The sequence below is a fragment of the Burkholderia reimsis genome, assembly GCF_003294055.1.
GTDB lineage: Bacteria > Pseudomonadota > Gammaproteobacteria > Burkholderiales > Burkholderiaceae > Burkholderia > Burkholderia cepacia.
This window is the reverse complement of sequence record NZ_QMFZ01000023.1, coordinates 112,940-131,586: the sequence shown is the minus strand read 5'-3', so window position 1 is coordinate 131,586 and position 18,647 is coordinate 112,940. Positions and strand designations below refer to the sequence as shown.

At 64.4% G+C, this 18,647-nt stretch carries 17 protein-coding genes and 1 other RNA gene; 4 read left to right on the top strand and 14 right to left on the bottom strand.

What is annotated here, in order from left to right; genetic code table 11:
* Positions 1 to 4 precede the first annotated feature (4 nt).
* The 12 genes from DPV79_RS25055 to gyrA form a co-directional block, all read right to left on the bottom strand.
* Entirely contained in the window at positions 5 to 1,405 is a 1,401-nt protein-coding gene (locus tag DPV79_RS25055; protein ID WP_021157456.1) for a UDP-glucose dehydrogenase family protein, read from the bottom strand.
* A 90-nt stretch (positions 1,406 to 1,495) separates the two neighbouring features.
* The gene (gene lapB / locus DPV79_RS25050; protein ID WP_059485227.1) at positions 1,496 to 2,668 is read right to left on the bottom strand and encodes a lipopolysaccharide assembly protein LapB; all 1,173 of its coding nucleotides are present in this window, start codon (positions 2,666 to 2,668) and stop codon (positions 1,496 to 1,498) included.
* A 53-nt stretch (positions 2,669 to 2,721) separates the two neighbouring features.
* A complete protein-coding gene (locus tag DPV79_RS25045) occupies positions 2,722 to 3,015 on the bottom strand; it encodes a lipopolysaccharide assembly protein LapA domain-containing protein (RefSeq protein WP_021157458.1) in 294 nt (97 codons plus the stop codon).
* 210 nt (positions 3,016 to 3,225) lie between these two features.
* A complete protein-coding gene (locus DPV79_RS25040; RefSeq protein ID WP_006486894.1) occupies positions 3,226 to 3,549 on the bottom strand; it encodes an integration host factor subunit beta in 324 nt (107 codons plus the stop codon).
* Between the two features lie 22 nt (positions 3,550 to 3,571).
* Positions 3,572 to 5,284 carry a 30S ribosomal protein S1 gene (gene rpsA, locus DPV79_RS25035; protein WP_027788061.1) on the bottom strand — a complete coding sequence of 571 codons (1,713 nt, stop codon included), beginning with the start codon at positions 5,282 to 5,284 and terminating at the stop codon, positions 3,572 to 3,574.
* 142 nt (positions 5,285 to 5,426) lie between these two features.
* The gene (gene cmk / locus DPV79_RS25030; protein ID WP_006476573.1) at positions 5,427 to 6,113 is read right to left on the bottom strand and encodes a (d)CMP kinase; all 687 of its coding nucleotides are present in this window, start codon (positions 6,111 to 6,113) and stop codon (positions 5,427 to 5,429) included.
* 13 nt (positions 6,114 to 6,126) lie between these two features.
* Positions 6,127 to 7,431 (bottom strand): 3-phosphoshikimate 1-carboxyvinyltransferase, encoded by a 1,305-nt coding sequence (aroA, locus tag DPV79_RS25025; protein WP_059685540.1) that lies wholly within the window; start codon positions 7,429 to 7,431, stop codon positions 6,127 to 6,129.
* A 13-nt stretch (positions 7,432 to 7,444) separates the two neighbouring features.
* Positions 7,445 to 8,371 (bottom strand): prephenate dehydrogenase/arogenate dehydrogenase family protein, encoded by a 927-nt coding sequence (locus DPV79_RS25020; protein ID WP_113046723.1) that lies wholly within the window; start codon positions 8,369 to 8,371, stop codon positions 7,445 to 7,447.
* 186 nt (positions 8,372 to 8,557) lie between these two features.
* Entirely contained in the window at positions 8,558 to 9,640 is a 1,083-nt protein-coding gene (pheA, locus tag DPV79_RS25015) for a prephenate dehydratase (protein WP_048024358.1), read from the bottom strand.
* 33 nt (positions 9,641 to 9,673) lie between these two features.
* Positions 9,674 to 10,756, bottom strand: coding sequence for a 3-phosphoserine/phosphohydroxythreonine transaminase (gene serC / locus DPV79_RS25010; protein ID WP_021157462.1), 1,083 nt, complete (start codon positions 10,754 to 10,756; stop codon positions 9,674 to 9,676).
* 155 nt (positions 10,757 to 10,911) lie between these two features.
* Positions 10,912 to 11,511, bottom strand: a complete 600-nt coding sequence (locus DPV79_RS25005) for a DUF2059 domain-containing protein (protein ID WP_021157463.1) — start codon at positions 11,509 to 11,511, stop codon at positions 10,912 to 10,914.
* 83 nt (positions 11,512 to 11,594) lie between these two features.
* Positions 11,595 to 14,198 (bottom strand): DNA gyrase subunit A, encoded by a 2,604-nt coding sequence (gene gyrA, locus DPV79_RS25000; RefSeq protein ID WP_042973437.1) that lies wholly within the window; start codon positions 14,196 to 14,198, stop codon positions 11,595 to 11,597.
* 527 nt (positions 14,199 to 14,725) lie between these two features.
* Here gyrA and ompA point away from each other — a divergent pair.
* The 4 genes from ompA (at position 14,726) to ssrA (ending at position 17,364) form a co-directional block, all read left to right on the top strand.
* Entirely contained in the window at positions 14,726 to 15,394 is a 669-nt protein-coding gene (gene ompA / locus DPV79_RS24995) for an outer membrane protein OmpA (RefSeq protein WP_021157465.1), read from the top strand.
* Positions 15,395 to 15,548: 154 nt separating this feature from the next.
* Positions 15,549 to 16,247 (top strand): bifunctional 2-polyprenyl-6-hydroxyphenol methylase/3-demethylubiquinol 3-O-methyltransferase UbiG, encoded by a 699-nt coding sequence (ubiG, locus tag DPV79_RS24990; RefSeq protein WP_021157466.1) that lies wholly within the window; start codon positions 15,549 to 15,551, stop codon positions 16,245 to 16,247.
* 13 nt (positions 16,248 to 16,260) lie between these two features.
* Positions 16,261 to 16,977: a phosphoglycolate phosphatase gene (gene gph, locus DPV79_RS24985; protein ID WP_048024353.1), complete on the top strand. Its 717-nt coding sequence runs from the start codon at positions 16,261 to 16,263 to the stop codon at positions 16,975 to 16,977.
* A 17-nt stretch (positions 16,978 to 16,994) separates the two neighbouring features.
* Positions 16,995 to 17,364: a transfer-messenger RNA gene (gene ssrA, locus DPV79_RS24980) on the top strand.
* Between the two features lie 269 nt (positions 17,365 to 17,633).
* Here the strand turns inward: ssrA and DPV79_RS24975 are convergent.
* The gene (locus DPV79_RS24975) at positions 17,634 to 17,987 is read right to left on the bottom strand and encodes a DUF4148 domain-containing protein (protein WP_011351324.1); all 354 of its coding nucleotides are present in this window, start codon (positions 17,985 to 17,987) and stop codon (positions 17,634 to 17,636) included.
* A gap of 377 nt (positions 17,988 to 18,364) precedes the next feature.
* Complete coding sequence (locus DPV79_RS24965) at positions 18,365 to 18,634, bottom strand: hypothetical protein (protein ID WP_059685548.1); 270 nt, start codon at positions 18,632 to 18,634, stop codon at positions 18,365 to 18,367.
* Positions 18,635 to 18,647: the final 13 nt, after the last annotated feature.

Here is an 18,647-nt window from a genome sequence, read left to right as displayed (position 1 = left end):
GTGATCAGCCACGGGAGGACGACTGGGGATCGACATACGGCCGGCCGATCGCGTAGTAGTCGATGCCCAGTTCGGCCATCGCATCCGGCTCGTACAGGTTGCGCCCGTCGAAGATCACCGGCGCCTTCAGTTCAGCCTTCAGGCGCGTGAAATCGGGGCTCCGGAATTCCTTCCACTCGGTCACGATCACGAGCGCGTCCGCGCCTGTCACGGCGATGTCCTGCGTGTCGACGAGATGGAGCCGCGCCAGCGCGCCAGGATCGGTATCGAAGTCGAGCGCAAACACGCGCCGCGCCTCGTCGATCGCGACCGGATCGTACGCACGCACGGTCGCGCCGCGTTCGAGCAGCGCGGCGATCAGGCGGCGGCTCGGCGCCTCGCGCATGTCATCGGTGTTCGGCTTGAACGCCAGGCCCCAGACCGCGAACTCGCGGCCGGTCAGGTCGGCACCGAAGCGCTGCTCGATCTTGCCGATCAGCACGTCCTTCTGCGCATGGTTGGCCGCCTCGACGGCTTCCAGGATGCGCAACGGCTGGCCGTTCTCGCCGGCCGTGCGAATCAGCGCCTGGACGTCCTTCGGGAAGCACGAGCCGCCGTAGCCGACGCCGGCGTACAGGAAGTGATAGCCGATGCGCGGATCGGAGCCGATCCCGCGGCGCACGGCCTCGATGTCGGCGCCGACCTTGTCGGCGAGATTCGACATCTCGTTCATGAACGAGATACGCGTTGCAAGCATCGCATTCGCCGCATATTTCGCGAATTCCGCCGAACGCACGTCCATGTAGATCGTGCGCTCATGGTTGCGGTTGAACGGCGCGTAAAGCTTCTTCATCTTCTCGCGCGCGATCGTGCCCGTCTCGTCGTCGTCGACGCCGATGATGATCCGGTCCGGACGCATGAAGTCCTCGACCGCGGCGCCTTCCTTCAGGAACTCCGGGTTCGACACGACCGAGAAGCGATGTGCGACGCTGCCCGCCAGCCCGCGGGCGGCAAGCGCTTCGTCGACCACGCCGCGCACGCGCTGTGCAGTACCGACCGGCACGGTCGACTTGTCGACGATCACCTTGAAGCCCGTCATGTGGCGGCCGATGTTGCGCGCGGCTTCGAGCACGTACTGCAGGTCGGCCGAGCCGTCCTCGTCGGGCGGCGTGCCGACGGCGATGAACTGGATCTCGCCGTGCGCGACGCTTGCCTCGATGTCGGTCGAGAAGCGCAAGCGCCCCGCCGCGCGGTTGCGCGCGATGATGTCCAGCAGCCCAGGTTCGTGAATCGGCATCCCGCCGTTGTTCAGGATGTCGATCTTGCGCGGATCGACGTCGAGGCAGAAGACGTCGTGGCCGATCTCCGCCAGGCAGGCGCCCGTGACGAGACCGACATAGCCGGTGCCGATGATGGTGATTTTCATAGATGTTCCGGTACTTCCCGGTAATTGACTAACTTGGCCGCCGGGACGAACCCGGCGGCAACCGCAGTGCGTTGGCTCCGCGTGCCGGGATCAGCCCGGCATCGCAGGATCGACGCGACGCGGCGCATAGGTTTCCCAGCCGCTGCAGCCCGGACACTGCCAGTAGAAATTGCGCGCCCGGAAACCGCAATTCTGGCACGTATACCGTGGCAAATTCTTGGTGCGCTGCTTGATCAGCGCACGCATCATTTCAAGTTCCTTACGGCGCGGTTCGTCGGCCGCCGCGATCTGCGCATCGAGCAGGTGCAGCATCCCCGACAGGTTCGGCGACTTCTCCATCTGCGTGCGCGCGAGCGTGTGCGCCGCGTCCTGGCCGCGCAAGCCCGCGATGTGCTGGTATGCGATGTCGAGCAGGTCGTTCGACGGATAGCGGTCGACATAGCCCATCAGCAGCTCGGCGCCTTCGGCGTTCTTGCCGAGCGCGACGTACGCCTTCATCAGCTTGTCGGCGACGAGCGGCAGGTACGCCGGATTCTGTGCTTCGACGCGCTTCCAGTGCTCGATCGCGGCCGCATGGTTGCCCTCGGCCGCCGCGGCGTCGCCGGAGAGGATCGTCGCGCGAACGTTCTGCGGGTTCACGGTCAACGCGAGGCGCAACTGTTCGGCAGCCGCTGCCGCGTTCTTGCGCTGCAGCGCGTCCTGCGCAAGTTCGCAGTGAAACTGCGCAATTTCGACGCCGAGCGGTTTGTCGCTCATCGACTCGATGCGCTTCGCCGTATCGATCGACTTGTTCCAGTCCTTCTCGATCTCGTAGATCGTCAGCAGCGCCCGCTGCGCGCCGAGCGCGTAATCGCCGTCGGCGAGTTTGTGGAACGCCTCCTCGGCGCGATCGAGCAGGCCGGCCTTCAGGAAGTCCTGGCCGAGTTCGTACAGTGCGTGGTCGCGCTCGTTGACCGGCAGGTCCGTGCGGCTCAGCAGGTTCTGGTGCACGCGGATCGCGCGGTCGGTTTCGCCGCGGCGGCGAAACAGGTTGCCGAGTGCGAAGTGCAGCTCGACCGTCTCGGGATCCAGCTTGGCGACCTCGATGAACGCGTCGATCGCCTTGTCGGGTTGTTCGTTCAACAGAAAATTCAGGCCGCGGAAATACGAGCGCGGCAGGTTGGCACTCTCCGACAGGAGATTCTTAAGGTCATAGCGTGACGCCGCCCAACCGAGCGCAAACGCGACCGGAATCGCGAGCAACCACCAGAAATCCAGATCCATGCGAAATATCGAAGCAGAGACGAAAACCGCGCGATGATCGCGCGGCGTCCGTGTTAAATGACGGGCGGCATCGGCGGCTGGTCGATGACGGCCGGCGTTTCGCGCGCCGCGCGCAGATCGCGCTTCAGGCGCCCGTTCTCGAGACGCAGGCGGAAGATCGAAGGCAGCGCGGACAGCAAGCCAGCCAGCAGCCCCACGGCGAAGAACGCGAGGCCGATCAGGATCAGCGGCGCCTGCCATGAATAGCCGGCCACGAAATTCAGCGTCGCAGTTTGCGTATTGGCCAGCGCAAGCACCAGCAGCAGTACGAACACCAATACCCGGATCAGCCAGACGATAAACTTCATGAAGCCCTCTCTTTGTTGAGGTTTGCCGCGGCGCGCGACTCCCCTTCGTCGCGCCGAATCGACCCGTATTGTAAAGGAAGCGTTTCCGCGGCTGCGCACATCCTGCTCGCACCCGTTGCGTCGCATTCGCCGGAAATGAAAAAAGCGCCCGCTAGGGGCGCTTTTCTTTTCAGCCTTCGCCGGATGGGTTCCGGGCAATCCGGGTGACGCTCAACGCTCGTCGTCCGGATCGTCAGCCTTCAGCGGTTCACCGGCGCGGCCGTCGACGCGTTCCCGCAATTCCTTGCCAGGCTTGAAGTGCGGCACGAACTTCTCGGGCACCTGCACTTTCTCCCCTGACTTCGGGTTGCGTCCGACGCGCGCCGGGCGACGGTTGAGGCCAAAGCTGCCGAAACCCCGAATTTCGATGCGATGCCCTTTCGCCAGAGCGTCAGACATCGCATCGAGCATCGTTTTCACCGCGAAATCCGCATCCTTGAGGACAAGTTGCGGAAATCGCGATGCCAGCTGCGCGACCAACTCGGATTTGGTCATACTTCAGCAGACCTCGTGAGGCTTACTGGTTCTGGCCGTCGAGCTTCGCCTTCAGCAGCGCGCCGAGGTTGGTCGTACCGGTCGCAGCAGCGCTGGTGTCCGACTGCAGGCCGCGGATCGCTTCCTGTTGTTCAGCCGAATCCTTCGCCTTGATCGACAGGTTGATGCCGCGCGACTTGCGATCGATGTTGATCACCATCGCGTTGACCTTGTCGCCTTCCTTCAGCACGTTGCGTGCGTCTTCGACGCGATCCTGCGAGATTTCCGACGCACGCAGGTAGCCTTCGATGTCGCCCGTCAGCGTGACGACCGCACCCTTCGCATCGACCGTCTTCACGACGCCGTCGACGATCGAGCCCTTGTCGTTCATTGCAACGTAGTTGCTGAACGGGTCGCCTTCGAGCTGCTTGATGCCGAGCGAAATACGCTCCTTCTCGACGTCGATACCGAGCACGATCGCCTCGACTTCGTCGCCCTTCTTGTACTTGCGAACGGCTTCTTCGCCGGCTTCGCTCCACGACAGGTCCGACAGGTGGACCAGGCCGTCGATGCCGCCCGGCAGACCGATGAACACGCCGAAGTCGGTGATCGACTTGATTGCGCCCGTGATCTTGTCGCCCTTCTTGAAGTTGCGGCTGAAGTCATCCCACGGATTCGGCTTGCACTGCTTCATGCCGAGGCTGATACGACGGCGGTCTTCGTCGATCTCGAGGACCATGACTTCGACTTCGTCGCCCAGCTGGACAACCTTCGACGGAGCAACGTTCTTGTTGGTCCAGTCCATTTCCGACACGTGGACGAGGCCTTCGATGCCCGATTCCACTTCGACGAATGCGCCGTAGTCGGTGATGTTCGTGACCTTGCCGAACAGGCGCGTGCCCGACGGGTAACGGCGCGAGATGCCTTCCCACGGATCGTCGCCCAGTTGCTTGATGCCCAGCGAGACGCGGTTCTTCTCTTGGTCGAACTTGAGGATCTTCGCGGTGACTTCCTGGCCAACCGACAGGACTTCGCTCGGGTGACGCACACGACGCCATGCGATGTCGGTGATGTGCAGCAGGCCGTCGATGCCGCCGAGGTCGACGAACGCGCCGTAGTCGGTGATGTTCTTGACCACGCCGTTGACGATCGCGCCTTCCTTCAGCGTCTCGAGCAGCTTCGCGCGCTCTTCGCCTTGGGTTGCTTCGATCACTGCACGACGCGACAGCACGACGTTGTTACGCTTGCGATCGAGCTTGATCACGCGGAACTCGAGCGTCTTGCCTTCGTACGGGGTCGTGTCCTTGACCGGACGCGTGTCGACCAGCGAACCCGGCAGGAACGCACGGATGCCGTTGACCATCACGGTCATGCCGCCCTTCACCTTGCCGGTGATCGTGCCGGTGACGAGTTCGTTGTTGTCGAGAGCCTTTTCCAGCGACAGCCACGATGCAAGGCGCTTCGCCTTGTCGCGCGACAGGATCGTGTCGCCGTAGCCGTTTTCGAGTGCGTCGATCGCGACGGACACGAAATCGCCCGACTGCACCTCAACCTCGCCCTGATCGTTCAGGAATTCCTCGATCGGAATGTAAGCCTCGGACTTCAGGCCTGCATTGACGACCACGAAGTTGTGGTCGACGCGCACGACTTCGGCGGAAATCACTTCGCCGGCGCGCATGTCTTGGCGGGTCAGCGACTCTTCGAACAGAGCCGCGAAAGATTCAGTATTCGGGGTGGAGGTTTGCAGGTCGGACATAAAAATCTGATTGTGCATGGATCGCTGTGCCACGCCGGCCGGAATGGCAGGCTGAAAGGGCCAGATCGATGACCACACGGGGTTAAGGGTTCGAAACACGCTCCGCGCTTGCGACGCGGAACACCTACTGCTACCCGCCTTCTCAGGCGGGCTGGCCGAGCGCCCGGTACCACTGCAGCACCTGGTCGACAGCTTCATCGACCGAAAGCGCCGACGTATCGAGCAGCTTGGCATCTGCCGCAGGCTTCAGCGGCGCGGCCGCGCGATTGCTGTCGCGCGCATCACGTTCACGAAGATCCCGGAGCAAGTCATCTATATTAGCAGAAAAACCTTTTTGCATCAATTGCTTATGCCGCCTGGTCGCACGCGCCTCGGCGCTGGCCGTCAGGAACACCTTCAACACGGCGTCCGGGAAGATCACGGTGCCCATGTCGCGCCCGTCTGCAACGAGGCCCGGCGTCTTGCGGAACGCGCGCTGACGCGCGACGAGCGCGGTGCGCACCGGCCCATGCACGGCAATCGCCGATGCGCGGTTGCCGACCGCTTCGGCACGGATGTCGTTCGACACATCGACACCGTCGAGTTGCGCGCAGCCCTCCCGGAACGTGATGTGGAGATCGTCGATCAGCTTCACCAGCGCGTCGATGTCCTCTGCCGCGATGCCGTAGCGCACGCTCGCGAGCGCGGCGAGGCGGTACAGCGCGCCGCTGTCGAGCAGGTGGAAGCCGAGATGCGCGGCGACGAGCGCGGCGACGGTGCCCTTGCCGGAAGCAGTGGGACCGTCGATCGTGATGACGGGAGTCGGGTGAAAGGGTCGGGTCGATTTCATCGGAACAGTCGGGTCAGGCTTTGGCGAGCGCGGCGAAGCGGTCGAAATAGTCGGGGAACGTCTTGCCGACGCACTTCGGATCGTTGATCCGCACGGGCACACCGCCCAGGCTGACGAGCGAGAAGCACATCGCCATCCGGTGATCGTCGTACGTGTCGATCGCCGCGTTCGGCGTGAGCTTTTCCGGCGGCGTGACGACGAGATAGTCAGGACCTTCCTCGACAATCGCGCCGACCTTGCGCAGTTCGGTCGCCATCGCCGCGATGCGGTCGGTTTCCTTCACACGCCAGCTTGCGATGTTGCGCAACGTGCTCGGGCCGTCGGCGAACAGCGCCGCGACCGCGATCGTCATCGCCGCATCGGGAATCAGGTTGAAATCCATGTCGATCGGCTCGAGCTTGCCGTGGTCGTGGCCGATGCCGCGCACTTCGATCCAGTCGTCGCCCATCGTCACGTTCGCGCCCATCTGCATCAGCGCGTTCGCGAAGCCGACGTCGCCCTGGATGCTCGCGCGCCCCACGCCCTCGACACGCAGCGGCCCGCCGCCGAGCGCGCCGGCCGCGAGAAAATACGACGCCGACGATGCGTCGCCCTCGACCATGATCTGCCCCGGCGATTTGTAGCGAACCCCGGCCGGCACGACGAAGCGCTGCCAGCCGTCGCGTTCGACGGTCACGCCGAAGCGCTCCATCAGCCGGATCGTGATGTCGATGTACGGCTTCGAGATCAGCTCGCCGTCGATCTCGACGACGATCCGGCCGTCCTTCGCCTTCACGAGCGGCAGCGTCATCAGGAGCGCCGTGAGGAACTGGCTCGACACGTCGCCGCGCACGCGGATCGGCGCATCGACCGAGATCGTCGCAGGCTTGATCCGCAGCGGCGGGAAGCCTTCGTTCAGCTCGTAGTCGATCTGCGCGCCGATCTGGCGCAGGCCGTCGACGAGATCGCCGATCGGTCGCTCGTGCATGCGCGGCACGCCGTGCACGCGATAGTCGCCGCCGTTCACCGCGAGCGCGGCGGTCAGCGGCCGCACGGCCGTGCCCGCGTTGCCGAGGAACAGGTCGGCCGTCTTCGCGGTGAATGCGCCGCGCGTGCCCGTGACGACACAGGTGTCGCCGTCGCGCGCGAGCTTCACGCCGAGCTTGCCGAGTGCGTCGAGCATCACGCGCGTGTCGTCGGAGTCGAGCAGGTTGGTGATCGTCGTTTCGCCTTCGGCCAGCGCCGCGAGCAGCAGCACGCGGTTCGAAATGCTCTTCGAGCCGGGCAGATGCACGGTGCCCGATGCGCTGGAGTACGGGCCGAGATCGAGATAGTCCATGGGAATCGTCCTGTTATTTCTTGACCGGTTCGGCAGCGGGCGCGCCGCCGCGCTCCTGCCATGCCTTGCGCGCAGCGCGCGAACGCGTGAACACGGCTTCGAGCGCCGCGCCGTCGCCGGCGTCGATCGCCGCACGCAGCCGCGTGAGCACGCGCGTATAGCCGTCGAGCTCGTCGAGCAGCGCCGCGCGATTCGCGACGCACACGTCGCGCCACATCTCCGGGTTCGACGCCGCGATGCGCGTGAAATCGCGGAAACCGCCCGCCGCGTACGAGAATTTGAGTTCCGCGTCGGCCTCGCCAAGAATCTGCTCGACGAGCGCGAACGACAGCACGTGCGGCAAATGGCTGATCGACGCAAACACGCGATCGTGCTGCTCCGTGCTCATCGTGCGCACGTCGGCGCCGGTCGCGCGCCACATCGCGTCGATCCGCGCGACGGATTCGGGCGCATTCTCCGGCAGCGGGCACAGCACCACGTTGCGGCCGACGTACAGATCCGGCAACGCGGCCTCGACGCCGCTCGACTCGCGACCGGCAATCGGATGCCCCGGCACGAACTGCGCGATGCGTGCGCCGAGCGCGTCGCGCGCGGCCGCGACGACATCGGACTTGGTGCTGCCGGCATCGGTGACGATCGTCGCCTCTTCAAGCCACGGCGCGATGCGCGTAAGCAACGGGCCCGTTTGCGCAACGGGTGCCGCCAGCAGCACGAGATCGGCGCCGGCCAGCGCATCGCGCAATTGCGCGTCATCGTCGAGTGCCGCCGCGCGATCGATCACGCCGAGCGCGAGCGCGCGCTCGACCGACGCACGCGAACGGCCCACGCCGACGACCTCGCCCGCACCGCCCGGCGCGCGTTCGCGCAGCGCGCGGGCCAGCGATCCGCCGATCAGGCCGACGCCGAAAATGACCAGTTTGTTGAATGCAAAGCCTGACACGACAAGAGCCAAGTTACGCGCGCGGAACGACGCCCCGCATGCGGAATTCCAGATTCCGGGCAACGGGCCCGCACCCGGCGCAACCTGCGCCGGACGCGGGCCGAACCCGCCTTCGGCAGCGCCGACCGGCCTGCCCTGCCCGCCTCGCCGCAACGCCTGCCCGGGCAGGCGACGGGCCGCCGCGTTTCAGCGTGCGCGCGGATACGAACCGAGTATCTTCAGGAACGCGGCCTTCTGGCCGAGTTCCGCGAGCGCGGCCGCTACCGCCGCATCGTCCCGGTGCCCTTCGATATCGATGTAGAAGTAGTACTCCCACGTGCCGACGCGCGCCGGGCGCGACTCGAAGCGCGTCATCGACACGCCGTGCCGCGCGAGCGGCTCGAGCAGCTTGAACACGGCGCCCGGCTCGTTCTTCACCGACACGATCAGCGACGTCTGGTCGTGACCGCTTTGCCCGGCCGGCTGCTTGCCGACGATGACGAAGCGCGTGCGGTTGTGCGGATCGTCCTGGATCAGCGAGAACGCGATCTGCAATCCGTAGTGCGCGGCCGCACGGTCGCCCGCGATCGCCGCGACGGTCGGATCGGCCGCCGCGAGACGCGCGGCCTCCGCATTGCTCGCCACGGCCTGCCGCTCGAGCTGCGGCGCATTCGCCGCGAGCCACTGCTGGCATTGCGCAAGCGCCTGCGCATGCGCGCAGACGCGCTTCACGCCGTCGAGCGTGCCGCCCTGCGTCAGCAGGTTGTGATGGATCGGCAGCGCGAGCTCACCGCTGATCAGCAGTTGCGTCTGCAGCAGCAGGTCGAGCGTGCGCGAAACGGCGCCTTCGGTCGAATTCTCGACCGGCGCGATGCCGTATGCAGCAGCCCCGGCCTCGACCGAGCGGAATACTTCGTCGATCGACGGGCACGGCAGCCCTTCGATCGACTGGCCGAAATACTCGAGCATCGCCTGCTCGCTGTACGTGCCGACCGGCCCGAGGAACGCGACGTGGATCGTCTGCTCGAGCGCGCGGCTCGCGGCCATGATCTCGCGCCAGATGGCGCTGATGTGCTCGCTCGCGAGCGGCCCCGCGCTCATGTCCTGCAACCGCGCGATCACCTGCAGCTCGCGCTCCGGCCGGAACACCGGCGCGTTGAAATGCTTCTTGACCTCGCCCACCTCCAGCGCCACCGCGGCGCGCTGGTTCAGGAGCGCGATCAGCTGCGCATCGATCGCGTCGATGCGATCGCGCAGCGGTTTCAGGCGGGAATTCAGTTCGTCGTCCATGCGTTTTGCCGTGCTGTTTGAACAGCGCCGCCGTCAGGCGCCGCGCTGCTCGAAGTCCTTCATGTACTCGACGAGCGCTTTCACGCCCTCGAGCGGCACCGCGTTGTAGATCGACGCCCGCATGCCACCGACGGACTTGTGGCCCTTCAGCTGCAGCAGCCCGCGCGCCTTTGCGCCGGCAAGGAAGTCTTCGTTGCGCGTTTCGTCGGCCAGGAAAAACGGCACGTTCATTCGCGAACGTGCTGCCGGCTCGACCTTGTTCAGATAGAAACTGCTCGCATCGATCGTGTCGTAGAGCAGCTTCGCCTTTTCGATATTGCGGGCCTCGATCGCTTCGAGACCGCCCTGCCGCTTCAGCCACTGGAATACCAGACCCGCGATGTAGATCGCGTAGGTGGGCGGCGTGTTGTACAGCGAGTTGTTCGCGGCAATGGTCTTCCATTCGAACGCGGACGGGCAGATCGACAGCGAGCGGTCGAGCAGGTCCTCGCGCACGATCACGAGCGTCACACCGGCCATCCCGATGTTCTTCTGCGCACCGCCGAACAGCACACCGTACTTCGCGACGTCCATCGGACGCGACAGGATATGCGACGAGACATCCGCGACCAGCGGCACGTCGCCGAGATCGGGAATCTCGAACGTCTCGACGCCGTCGATCGTTTCGTTGGTGCACAGATGCACGTAGGCCGGATCGTCCGACAGCTGCCATTCGGCGCGCGCGGGCGCACGCGTGAAGCCGTCTTCCGTCTTGCCGGTTGCGGCGAGATGCGGCGTGCCGTATTTCTTCGCTTCGCTGAACGATTTCTGCGACCACGAGCCCGTCACGACGAAGTCGGCCGTCTTGCGCGAGCCGAGCAGGTTCATCGGCACGATCGCGTTTTCGGCGATACCGCCGCCCTGCAGGAACAGGATCCGATGGCTTGCCGGCACGCCGAGCAGGTCGCGCAGGTCGGTCAGCGCGGCCTCGTGGATCGACATGAACTCCTTGCCGCGATGGCTCATCTCCATCACGCTCATACCGCTGCCGTGCCAGTCGAGCATTTCGTCGGCGGCTTGCCGCAGCACTTCCTCGGGCATCGCCGCAGGGCCGGCGGAGAAATTAAAGACGCGCATCGTGAAAACCTCGGAGGGACGCGACCGGCTCGCCGCCGGCAGAACGCGCCAGAAAAGAAATGGCCGCTTGCGCTCGCGCGCAAACGGCCATTATCGCACTGTCGTCAGGCTCCCGCCAAACCCGGCCGAACGGCCGGTAGCGTGCCCGGACGGCTTTACTTGCCCGGCTTGACTGCTGCGACTTCCTTGTCAGCCTGCGTACGCGTTGCCTGGATCGCTTGCGGCATGTACTTCTGCATCAGGCCGTTGACCACGTCGCGACCGACCTGATCCTGAACCTGGATGAACTTGCGGCCCGTCGGGCTCTTGTAGAACGTCGTCAGATCCTTGATCTCCGACGTGCTGTAGTACTTCGCGTAGGCGTCGTACTGAGCCGACATCGCGTCGTTCTGGAACTGTTGCGTACCGAACACCTTGCCTGCGCCGTCGACCAGCTTCGGCACCGCGTTCTTTTGCAGCGTCGGAACGGCAGCCTGCTTCTGCTTGTCGTTCAGCGTCTTGTTTTCCGACAGCGCGTCCGACAGGATTGCCGGCACGAGTTGCTTGGCCTGCATTTCGGCGCTGTTGCCGATTGCCGACACGAGCTTCGGCGCGTCGATCGCGTCGAGCAGATCCTTGATCGCAGCCTTCTTGTCGGCGTCGATCGGCGCAGCTGCCGCGGCAGGCGCCGGTGCGGAATTCGACAGCGCTTGCGCCATCGCGAACGTCGGCACCAGTGCAGCCAGCAGGACCAGTTGCTTGAATTGCTTTTGCATCATCACTCCCTTTTGGAAATATGAATGGTTGCTCGCCGGCCGCGGCGCTTCACGCCCGCGGCGGCCAGAGTCTCATCCGTTCTTCAGGCTTCGCCGTCCGACGCCTCGTCGGCCTCGCCATCGCCCTCTTCAGCCTCCGCGATCTGCTGCAGGCCGGAGAGCTTGGTACCCTCATCGAGACTAATGAGTGTAACACCTTGCGTGGCACGCCCCATCTCGCGAATCTCCGAGACACGGGTGCGAATCAACACGCCGGCCGTCGTGATCAGCATGATCTGATCCTCGGCGTCGACGAGCGTCGCAGCCACGACCTTGCCGTTACGCTCCGACGTCTGGATCGCGATCATACCCTTCGTGCCGCGGCCGTGACGCGTGTACTCGGTGATCGGCGTGCGCTTGCCGTAGCCGTTCTCGGTCGCGGTGAGCACGGTCTGCTCTTCGCTGCCCGCGACCAGCATCGCGATGACCTGCTGCCCGTCCTCGAGCTGCATGCCGCGCACGCCTCGCGCCTCGCGCCCCATCGGACGCACGTCGTTCTCGTCGAAGCGCACGGCCTTGCCGGAATCGGAGAACAGCATCACGTCGTGCGCACCGTCGGTGATCGACGCGCCGATCAGGAAGTCGCCCTCGTCGAGGCCGACCGCGATGATGCCCTTCTTCATCGGACGGCTGAATGCCTCGAGCGGCGTCTTCTTCACGGTGCCGAGCGACGTCGCCATGAAGATGAACTTGTCGGCCGAGAACTCCTTGACCGGCAGCACGACGTTGATCTTCTCGCCTTCCTGCAGCGGGAACATGTTGACGATCGGGCGGCCGCGCGAGTTGCGCGAACCCTGCGGCACTTCATAGACCTTGACCCAGTACACGCGGCCGCGGTTCGAGAAGCACAGGATGTAGTCGTGCGTGTTCGCGATGAACAGCGTCTCGATCCAGTCGTCTTCCTTCATCTGCGTCGCCTGCTTGCCGCGGCCGCCGCGCTTCTGCGCGCGGTACTCGGACAGCGGCTGCGACTTCACGTAGCCCGCGTGCGACATCGTGACGACCATGTCCTGCGGCGTGATCAGATCCTCGGTGTTCAGCTCGGTCGCGTTCAGCTCGATCTTCGAGCGGCGCGCGTCGCCGAATTCGGCCTTCACCGAGGTCAGCTCCTCGCCGATCATCGTCGTGATTCGCTCGGGGCGTGCGAGGATGTCCAGCAGGTCGGCGATCTGCGCCATCACTTCGCGATATTCGCCGATGATCTTGTCCTGCTCGAGGCCGGTCAGGCGCTGCAGGCGCATCTGCAGGATTTCCTGGGCCTGCGTGTCGGACAGGCGGTACAGCCCGTCGCTCTGCATGCCGAACGCCGGGTTCAAGCCTTCCGGGCGGTACGCGGAGCGGCCGCCGGCCGCCGCGTTCTCGCTCTCGGCGCGCGTGAGCATCTCGCGCACGAGCGACGAATCCCACGGCTTCGCCATCAACTCCGCTTTCGCGATCGGCGGCGTCGGCGCTGCCTTGATGATCGCGATGAACTCGTCGATGTTGGCGAGCGCGACCGCGAGACCTTCGAGCACATGGCCACGTTCACGGGCCTTGCGCAGTTCGTAGATCGTGCGGCGCGTCAGCACTTCGCGTCGGTGCGACAGGAAGCACTGCAGGATTTCCTTCAGGTTCAGCAGCTTCGGCTGGCCGTCGACCAGCGCGACCATGTTCATGCCGAACGTATCCTGGAGCTGCGTCGCCTTGTACAGGTTGTTCAGCACCACTTCCGGCACTTCGCCGCGCTTGAGCTCGATCACGACGCGCATGCCGCTCTTGTCGGACTCGTCGCGGATGTCGGAGATGCCTTCGAGCTTCTTCTCGTTGACGAGCTCGGCGATCCGCTCGAGCAGCGAGCGTTTGTTCACCTGGTACGGCAGCTCGTCGACGATGATCGCCATCCGCTGGCCGCGGTCGATCTCCTCGAAGTGCGTGGCCGCGCGCATCACGACGCGACCGCGCCCGGTGCGGTAGCCGTCGCGCACGCCGGCGACGCCGTAGATGATGCCGGCCGTCGGGAAATCCGGCGCCGGGATGATCTCGATCAGCTCGTCGATCGTCGCTTCCGGGTTACCCAGCAGGTGCTGGCACGCGTCGACGACTTCGTTCAGGTTGTGCGGCGGGATGTTGGTCGCCATGCCGACCGCGATGCCAGACGAGCCGTTGATCAGCAGGTTCGGGATGCGCGAAGGCAGGACCGACGGCTGCATTTCGTTGCCGTCGTAGTTCGGCTCGAAATCGACCGTTTCCTTGTCGATGTCGGCGAGCAGCTCGTGACCGATCTTCGCCATGCGAATTTCGGTGTAACGCATCGCCGCGGCATTGTCGCCGTCGATCGAGCCGAAGTTGCCCTGCCCGTCGATCAGCATGTAACGCAGCGAGAAGTCCTGCGCCATCCGCACGATCGTGTCGTACACCGCGGTGTCGCCGTGAGGATGGTACTTACCGATCACGTCACCGACGATACGCGCCGACTTCTTGTACGCGCGGTTCCAGTCGTTGTTCAGTTCGTGCATCGCGAACAATACGCGCCGGTGCACGGGCTTCAGGCCATCGCGGACATCCGGGAGGGCACGTCCGACGATCACGCTCATCGCGTAATCGAGATACGAACGGCGCATTTCCTCCTCTAGGGAGGTGGGCAGGGTCTCTTTGGCGAATTGATCCATGTATCCGTATCGTTTCGGAGCGAAGACGGCGAACGCCTTTCGCGTGGGCGCTGCATGCGCAACGCAACGCGAGATTCTAACATGCGCCCATCAGCCGCCAATTCGCCGCCCCCTCTATATATAAATAGCGAAAATCGCGGCCACGTCGATTCGACCGAAATCGCGCGCGACTCGACGCCGCAGGCGATCCCTTCACACTTGTTTCACGCGCACGAGTAAACAACCACGCACATTCGCGCAATTTCGCCGACACACTCTTGACAATCTCTGAAAGTTGCGGCAGGCCGGTGTTGCGCATGCACCACAAAGTTGAAGCGATCTTAGGGTGGGGAGGATTTTTTTTCGTAGGAAGGGAACGATATGGCAAAATGCCAACGCACTGAAAGTTAGACGCTGCTCGAAGTCTACACAGAGCGGTGCCGCGTTTTTTGTGCCGCACCAATGTTATACTTCGAGCAATGTATGACTTGTCACCGTCAACAGGCTCGCAGTAAACCTGCGGTAATCTCAATTTCGAGAGGAGAAATATGAATAAACTTTCAAAGCTCGCGTTCATTGCAGCTACCGCAGTTATGGCTGCATCCGCTTCGGCACAGTCGGTGCCGGCGTCGCGTCAAGCCGTCAATGACAACTGGGTGAACGGCACGGGCGAATGGGTGTGGATGAACGGCACGAACGAGCTCTGCTGGCGCGATGCGTTCTGGACGCCGGCCACCGCCAACGCGAAGTGCGATGGCGCACTGGTCGCCCAGGCACCGCAGCCGCCGGTCGCTCCGGTCGCTCCGGCTATCTCGAGCCAGAAGATCACGTATCAAGCTGACGCACTGTTCGACTTCGACAAGGCAACGCTCAAGCCGCTGGGCAAGCAAAAGCTGGACGAACTGGCTTCGAAGATCGAAGGCATGAACACGGAAGTGGTCGTCGCAACGGGCTACACGGACCGCATCGGTTCGGACAAGTACAACGACCGTCTGTCGCTGCGCCGCGCGCAAGCCGTGAAGTCGTACCTGGTCAGCAAGGGTGTGCCGGCCAACAAGATCTACACGGAAGGCAAGGGCAAGCGCAACCCGGTCACGACGGGCTGCAACCAGAAGAACCGCAAGCAACTCATCGCCTGCCTCGCACCGGATCGCCGCGTGGAAGTCGAAGTGGTTGGTACGCAAGAAGTCCAGAAGACGACCGTTCCGGCAAACTAAGCCGCGGTTTTCGACTGCTTCAAAGCCCCGCCCCGGCGGGGCTTTTTCTTTGACGCCCGTCCAGGCGCCTGCCGCTTCGCCGCTCGTCCGCTTCTTATATACTCGGGGCTGACGAATCGCAGTACCGCCCTCCTCTCGTAGCCCGTTTGCCGACATGACCAACGCCGATCCGCACGAACTCCAGAAATTCAGCGACCTCGCCCATCGGTGGTGGGATCCGAACGCCGAATTCAAGCCGCTGCACGACCTGAACCCGGTCCGCCTCGGCTGGATCGATGCGCATGCGCACCTCGCCGGCAAGCGTGCACTCGACGTCGGCTGCGGCGGCGGCATCCTGTCCGAATCGATGGCCGGACTCGGCGCACAGGTGAAAGGTATCGACCTGTCGACCGAAGCGCTCGGCGTCGCCGACCTGCACAGCCTCGAAAGCGGTATCTCGGTCGACTACGAAGCCATCGCCGCGGAAGCGATCGCCGCGCGTGAACCGGGCACCTACGATGTCGTCACGTGCATGGAGATGCTCGAGCACGTGCCGTCTCCCGGCGATGTCGTCGCCGCGTGCGCGACGCTCGTGAAGCCGGGTGGCTGGGTGTTCTTCTCGACGCTGAACCGCAACCTCAAGGCCTACCTGTTCGCCGTGATCGGCGCGGAGTACATCGCGCAAATGCTGCCGAAGGGCACGCACGACTACGCGCGCTTCATCCGCCCGTCGGAACTGGCCGGCTTCGTGCGTGCGACGGATCTGCACATCGTGGAGATCAAGGGCATCACGTATCACCCGATCGGCAAGCGCTTCGCGCTGTCGAACGACACCGACATCAACTACCTCGTCGCGTGCCGCCGCGGCGCATGACCCTCCACCCTGCATGACGACTCCCCTCTCGACCGCGCGGGCTGCACTCGACGAACCGCGCCTGCTGCACTGCGATGCCGTGCTGTTCGACCTGGACGGCACGCTCGCCGACACGGCCCCCGATCTCGCGGCGGCCGTCAACAAGATGCAACGCGTGCGCGACCTGCCCGAAACACCGCTCGACGTGCTGCGTCCGCTGGCCTCGGCTGGCGCGCGAGGCCTGCTCGGCGGCGCGTTCGGCATCGATCCGCACACACCCGGATACGAAGCGATGCGCGACGAGTTCCTGGCCAACTACGCGACGGATCTGTGTGTGCATACGACGCTGTTCCCCGGCATCGGCGACGTGCTCGACGAACTCGATGCGCGCGGCGTGCGCTGGGGGATCGTCACGAACAAGGCGATGCGGCTCACGGCGCCGCTCGTCGAGTTGCTCGGTCTCGCGCCACGCGCGGCCTGCGTCGTCGGGGGCGACACAACGCCGCACCCGAAGCCGCATCCGGCCCCACTGCTGCATGCGGCCGACCAGTTGACGCTCGCGCCCGCACGCATCGTCTACGTCGGCGACGATCTGCGCGACATTCAGGCCGGCAGCGCCGCCGGCATGGCGACGATCGCGGCCGCGTACGGCTACTGCGGCGACGGCGCCGCACCGGCCGACTGGCAAGCGCAGCATCTCGTCGACACGACACAGCAACTGCGCGAACTGCTGCGCGATGTTGGGCTATAATGGTCGATCTTATCCGCGGGGGCGACCTGGTTTCGACAGGGGTTGTGAAGCGGCTAGGGCATGTCGAGGACCCGTCACCTCGTTAATCAATGGGAAAATCGTAACTGCAAACGACGATACGTTCGCACTGGCAGCCTAACGGCCGCCGTCCTCTGCCTAGTTCACTGACGGGCTAGTGTCGCAAGACCGGTAGCAATACCGCCAGAGGTCATTTACGTCAGTTAAGCCCTGTCGGCGTCGCGACGCCAGGGTCGAAAACCTAGTGAATCGCCGTAGTGCAGCGTGTTCGTCCGCGTCGCTGCGGTTAAATCAAATGACTGAACTAAACATGTAGAACTAGTCGTGGAGCGCTTCTGGACGCGGGTTCGATTCCCGCCGCCTCCACCAAATTCCGCGCTCGTCGCACGAACCCCGCATGACGCAAGTCTGCGGGGTTTTTTGTTGCCGCCGAAACGCATGCACCCTTCCCCTTCCGAAAAAGCGCCCAGCCACGGGCGGGCCGGGCGGAATGCCACCGGTATTCCGGCGACAGGAGGTGACGGATGTCCTGCCGCGCCCGCACGATCATCGATCGCGCCAGGCGGCGGCCGACCCGGGTGCCGCAGTGCCGGACGCGTCGTCGCACCAGCACTCCCGCACACCGGGCGATGTGCGGCTTAGCTGCCGCGATACAGCGACTTCATTTCCTCAGCGGTGGCCGGGCGCACGCCCATTGCACGCGAACCCGATGCCGACGCACCCTGCGCCTGTGCACCGTAACCGCTGGCGTCGGCGCCTTGCGCTTGCGCCAGCGCGCTGCGCTGTTGCTCTGCAACACGCGCCGTTGCGGCCTGGATCGCTTCCGGATAATGCGGATCTTCGCCGCGAGCCGAGTTGTAACCTGCCTGCTGCAGCTGGACCAGTTCGGCGCGAACCTGCGCGCGGGTGATCGTCGAACCGGACTGGGCAAACGACACGACCGGGGCAACGAGAGCAGCGGCAACGACAACAGCTTGAACGAGCGACTTCATGATGACCTACCTCCAGATTTGTCTGTGTTCGCGGTGAACACCTTGTTCATCGCTGACAACCCGAAGTTTATGTAGGCGGATGCTTAAGAATAAGGCAGGTTTCTGGAAGACATCCTTCCTGATTTACGGGTTAACCCTAGATCGCCCGCCCGGCCGACGATGCGCACGTGCAGGCATCGCCCGACATCGAATCGCATGAAGATTCGCCGGAAAGCAAAAGCCCCGCGAAGCGGCAACGCTTCGCGGGGCTCGGACAGAACCGGAATCGCACGGGATTCCGGCAGTCGCCGGTCAACCGGCCAGGCCAGTACATGGACGCAACGCCCGTCAAGCGAACCGGCGCCGCATGACCCTTGCGGACGTACCCGTCCGCCCGGTTACTGGCTATCCGTCGGACACTTCAGGTTGCAGCCGTTCGGATCGCCCAGGTCGCCCTTGCGGCGCAAGGCCGACTTCTTGCCGCTCTGGTATTTCTGCGACGGCGTCGACGCTGCGAACGGCATCTGCGGATGCTCGTTCAGGCGAAACTGTTCGCTCAGGATACCGCCAGGCACACCAGGGGAATTCTGCGCGAGCGCAAACGGCGAAACAGCGGCCAGCAGCCCCGCGGTCAACGCTGCCGCGGCGAGGGGAACGGAAAATTTCATGGCGGGATGACGC

Excerpts from the sequence above, each read along its gene's own strand:
- DPV79_RS25055 (WP_021157456.1), bottom strand. The coding sequence starts at position 1,405 with ATGAAAATCACCATCATCGGCACCGGCTATGTCGGTCTCGTCACGGGC.
- lapB (WP_059485227.1), bottom strand. The coding sequence starts at position 2,668 with ATGGATCTGGATTTCTGGTGGTTGCTCGCGATTCCGGTCGCGTTTGCG.
- DPV79_RS25045 (WP_021157458.1), bottom strand. The coding sequence starts at position 3,015 with ATGAAGTTTATCGTCTGGCTGATCCGGGTATTGGTGTTCGTACTGCTG.
- DPV79_RS25040 (WP_006486894.1), bottom strand. The coding sequence starts at position 3,549 with ATGACCAAATCCGAGTTGGTCGCGCAGCTGGCATCGCGATTTCCGCAA.
- rpsA (WP_027788061.1), bottom strand. The coding sequence starts at position 5,284 with ATGTCCGACCTGCAAACCTCCACCCCGAATACTGAATCTTTCGCGGCT.
- cmk (WP_006476573.1), bottom strand. The coding sequence starts at position 6,113 with ATGAAATCGACCCGACCCTTTCACCCGACTCCCGTCATCACGATCGAC.
- aroA (WP_059685540.1), bottom strand. The coding sequence starts at position 7,431 with ATGGACTATCTCGATCTCGGCCCGTACTCCAGCGCATCGGGCACCGTG.
- pheA (WP_048024358.1), bottom strand. The coding sequence starts at position 9,640 with ATGGACGACGAACTGAATTCCCGCCTGAAACCGCTGCGCGATCGCATC.
- serC (WP_021157462.1), bottom strand. The coding sequence starts at position 10,756 with ATGCGCGTCTTTAATTTCTCCGCCGGCCCTGCGGCGATGCCCGAGGAA.
- DPV79_RS25005 (WP_021157463.1), bottom strand. The coding sequence starts at position 11,511 with ATGCAAAAGCAATTCAAGCAACTGGTCCTGCTGGCTGCACTGGTGCCG.
- gyrA (WP_042973437.1), bottom strand. The coding sequence starts at position 14,198 with ATGGATCAATTCGCCAAAGAGACCCTGCCCACCTCCCTAGAGGAGGAA.
- ompA (WP_021157465.1), top strand. The coding sequence starts at position 14,726 with ATGAATAAACTTTCAAAGCTCGCGTTCATTGCAGCTACCGCAGTTATG.
- ubiG (WP_021157466.1), top strand. The coding sequence starts at position 15,549 with ATGACCAACGCCGATCCGCACGAACTCCAGAAATTCAGCGACCTCGCC.
- gph (WP_048024353.1), top strand. The coding sequence starts at position 16,261 with ATGACGACTCCCCTCTCGACCGCGCGGGCTGCACTCGACGAACCGCGC.
- DPV79_RS24975 (WP_011351324.1), bottom strand. The coding sequence starts at position 17,987 with ATGAAGTCGCTCGTTCAAGCTGTTGTCGTTGCCGCTGCTCTCGTTGCC.
- DPV79_RS24965 (WP_059685548.1), bottom strand. The coding sequence starts at position 18,634 with ATGAAATTTTCCGTTCCCCTCGCCGCGGCAGCGTTGACCGCGGGGCTG.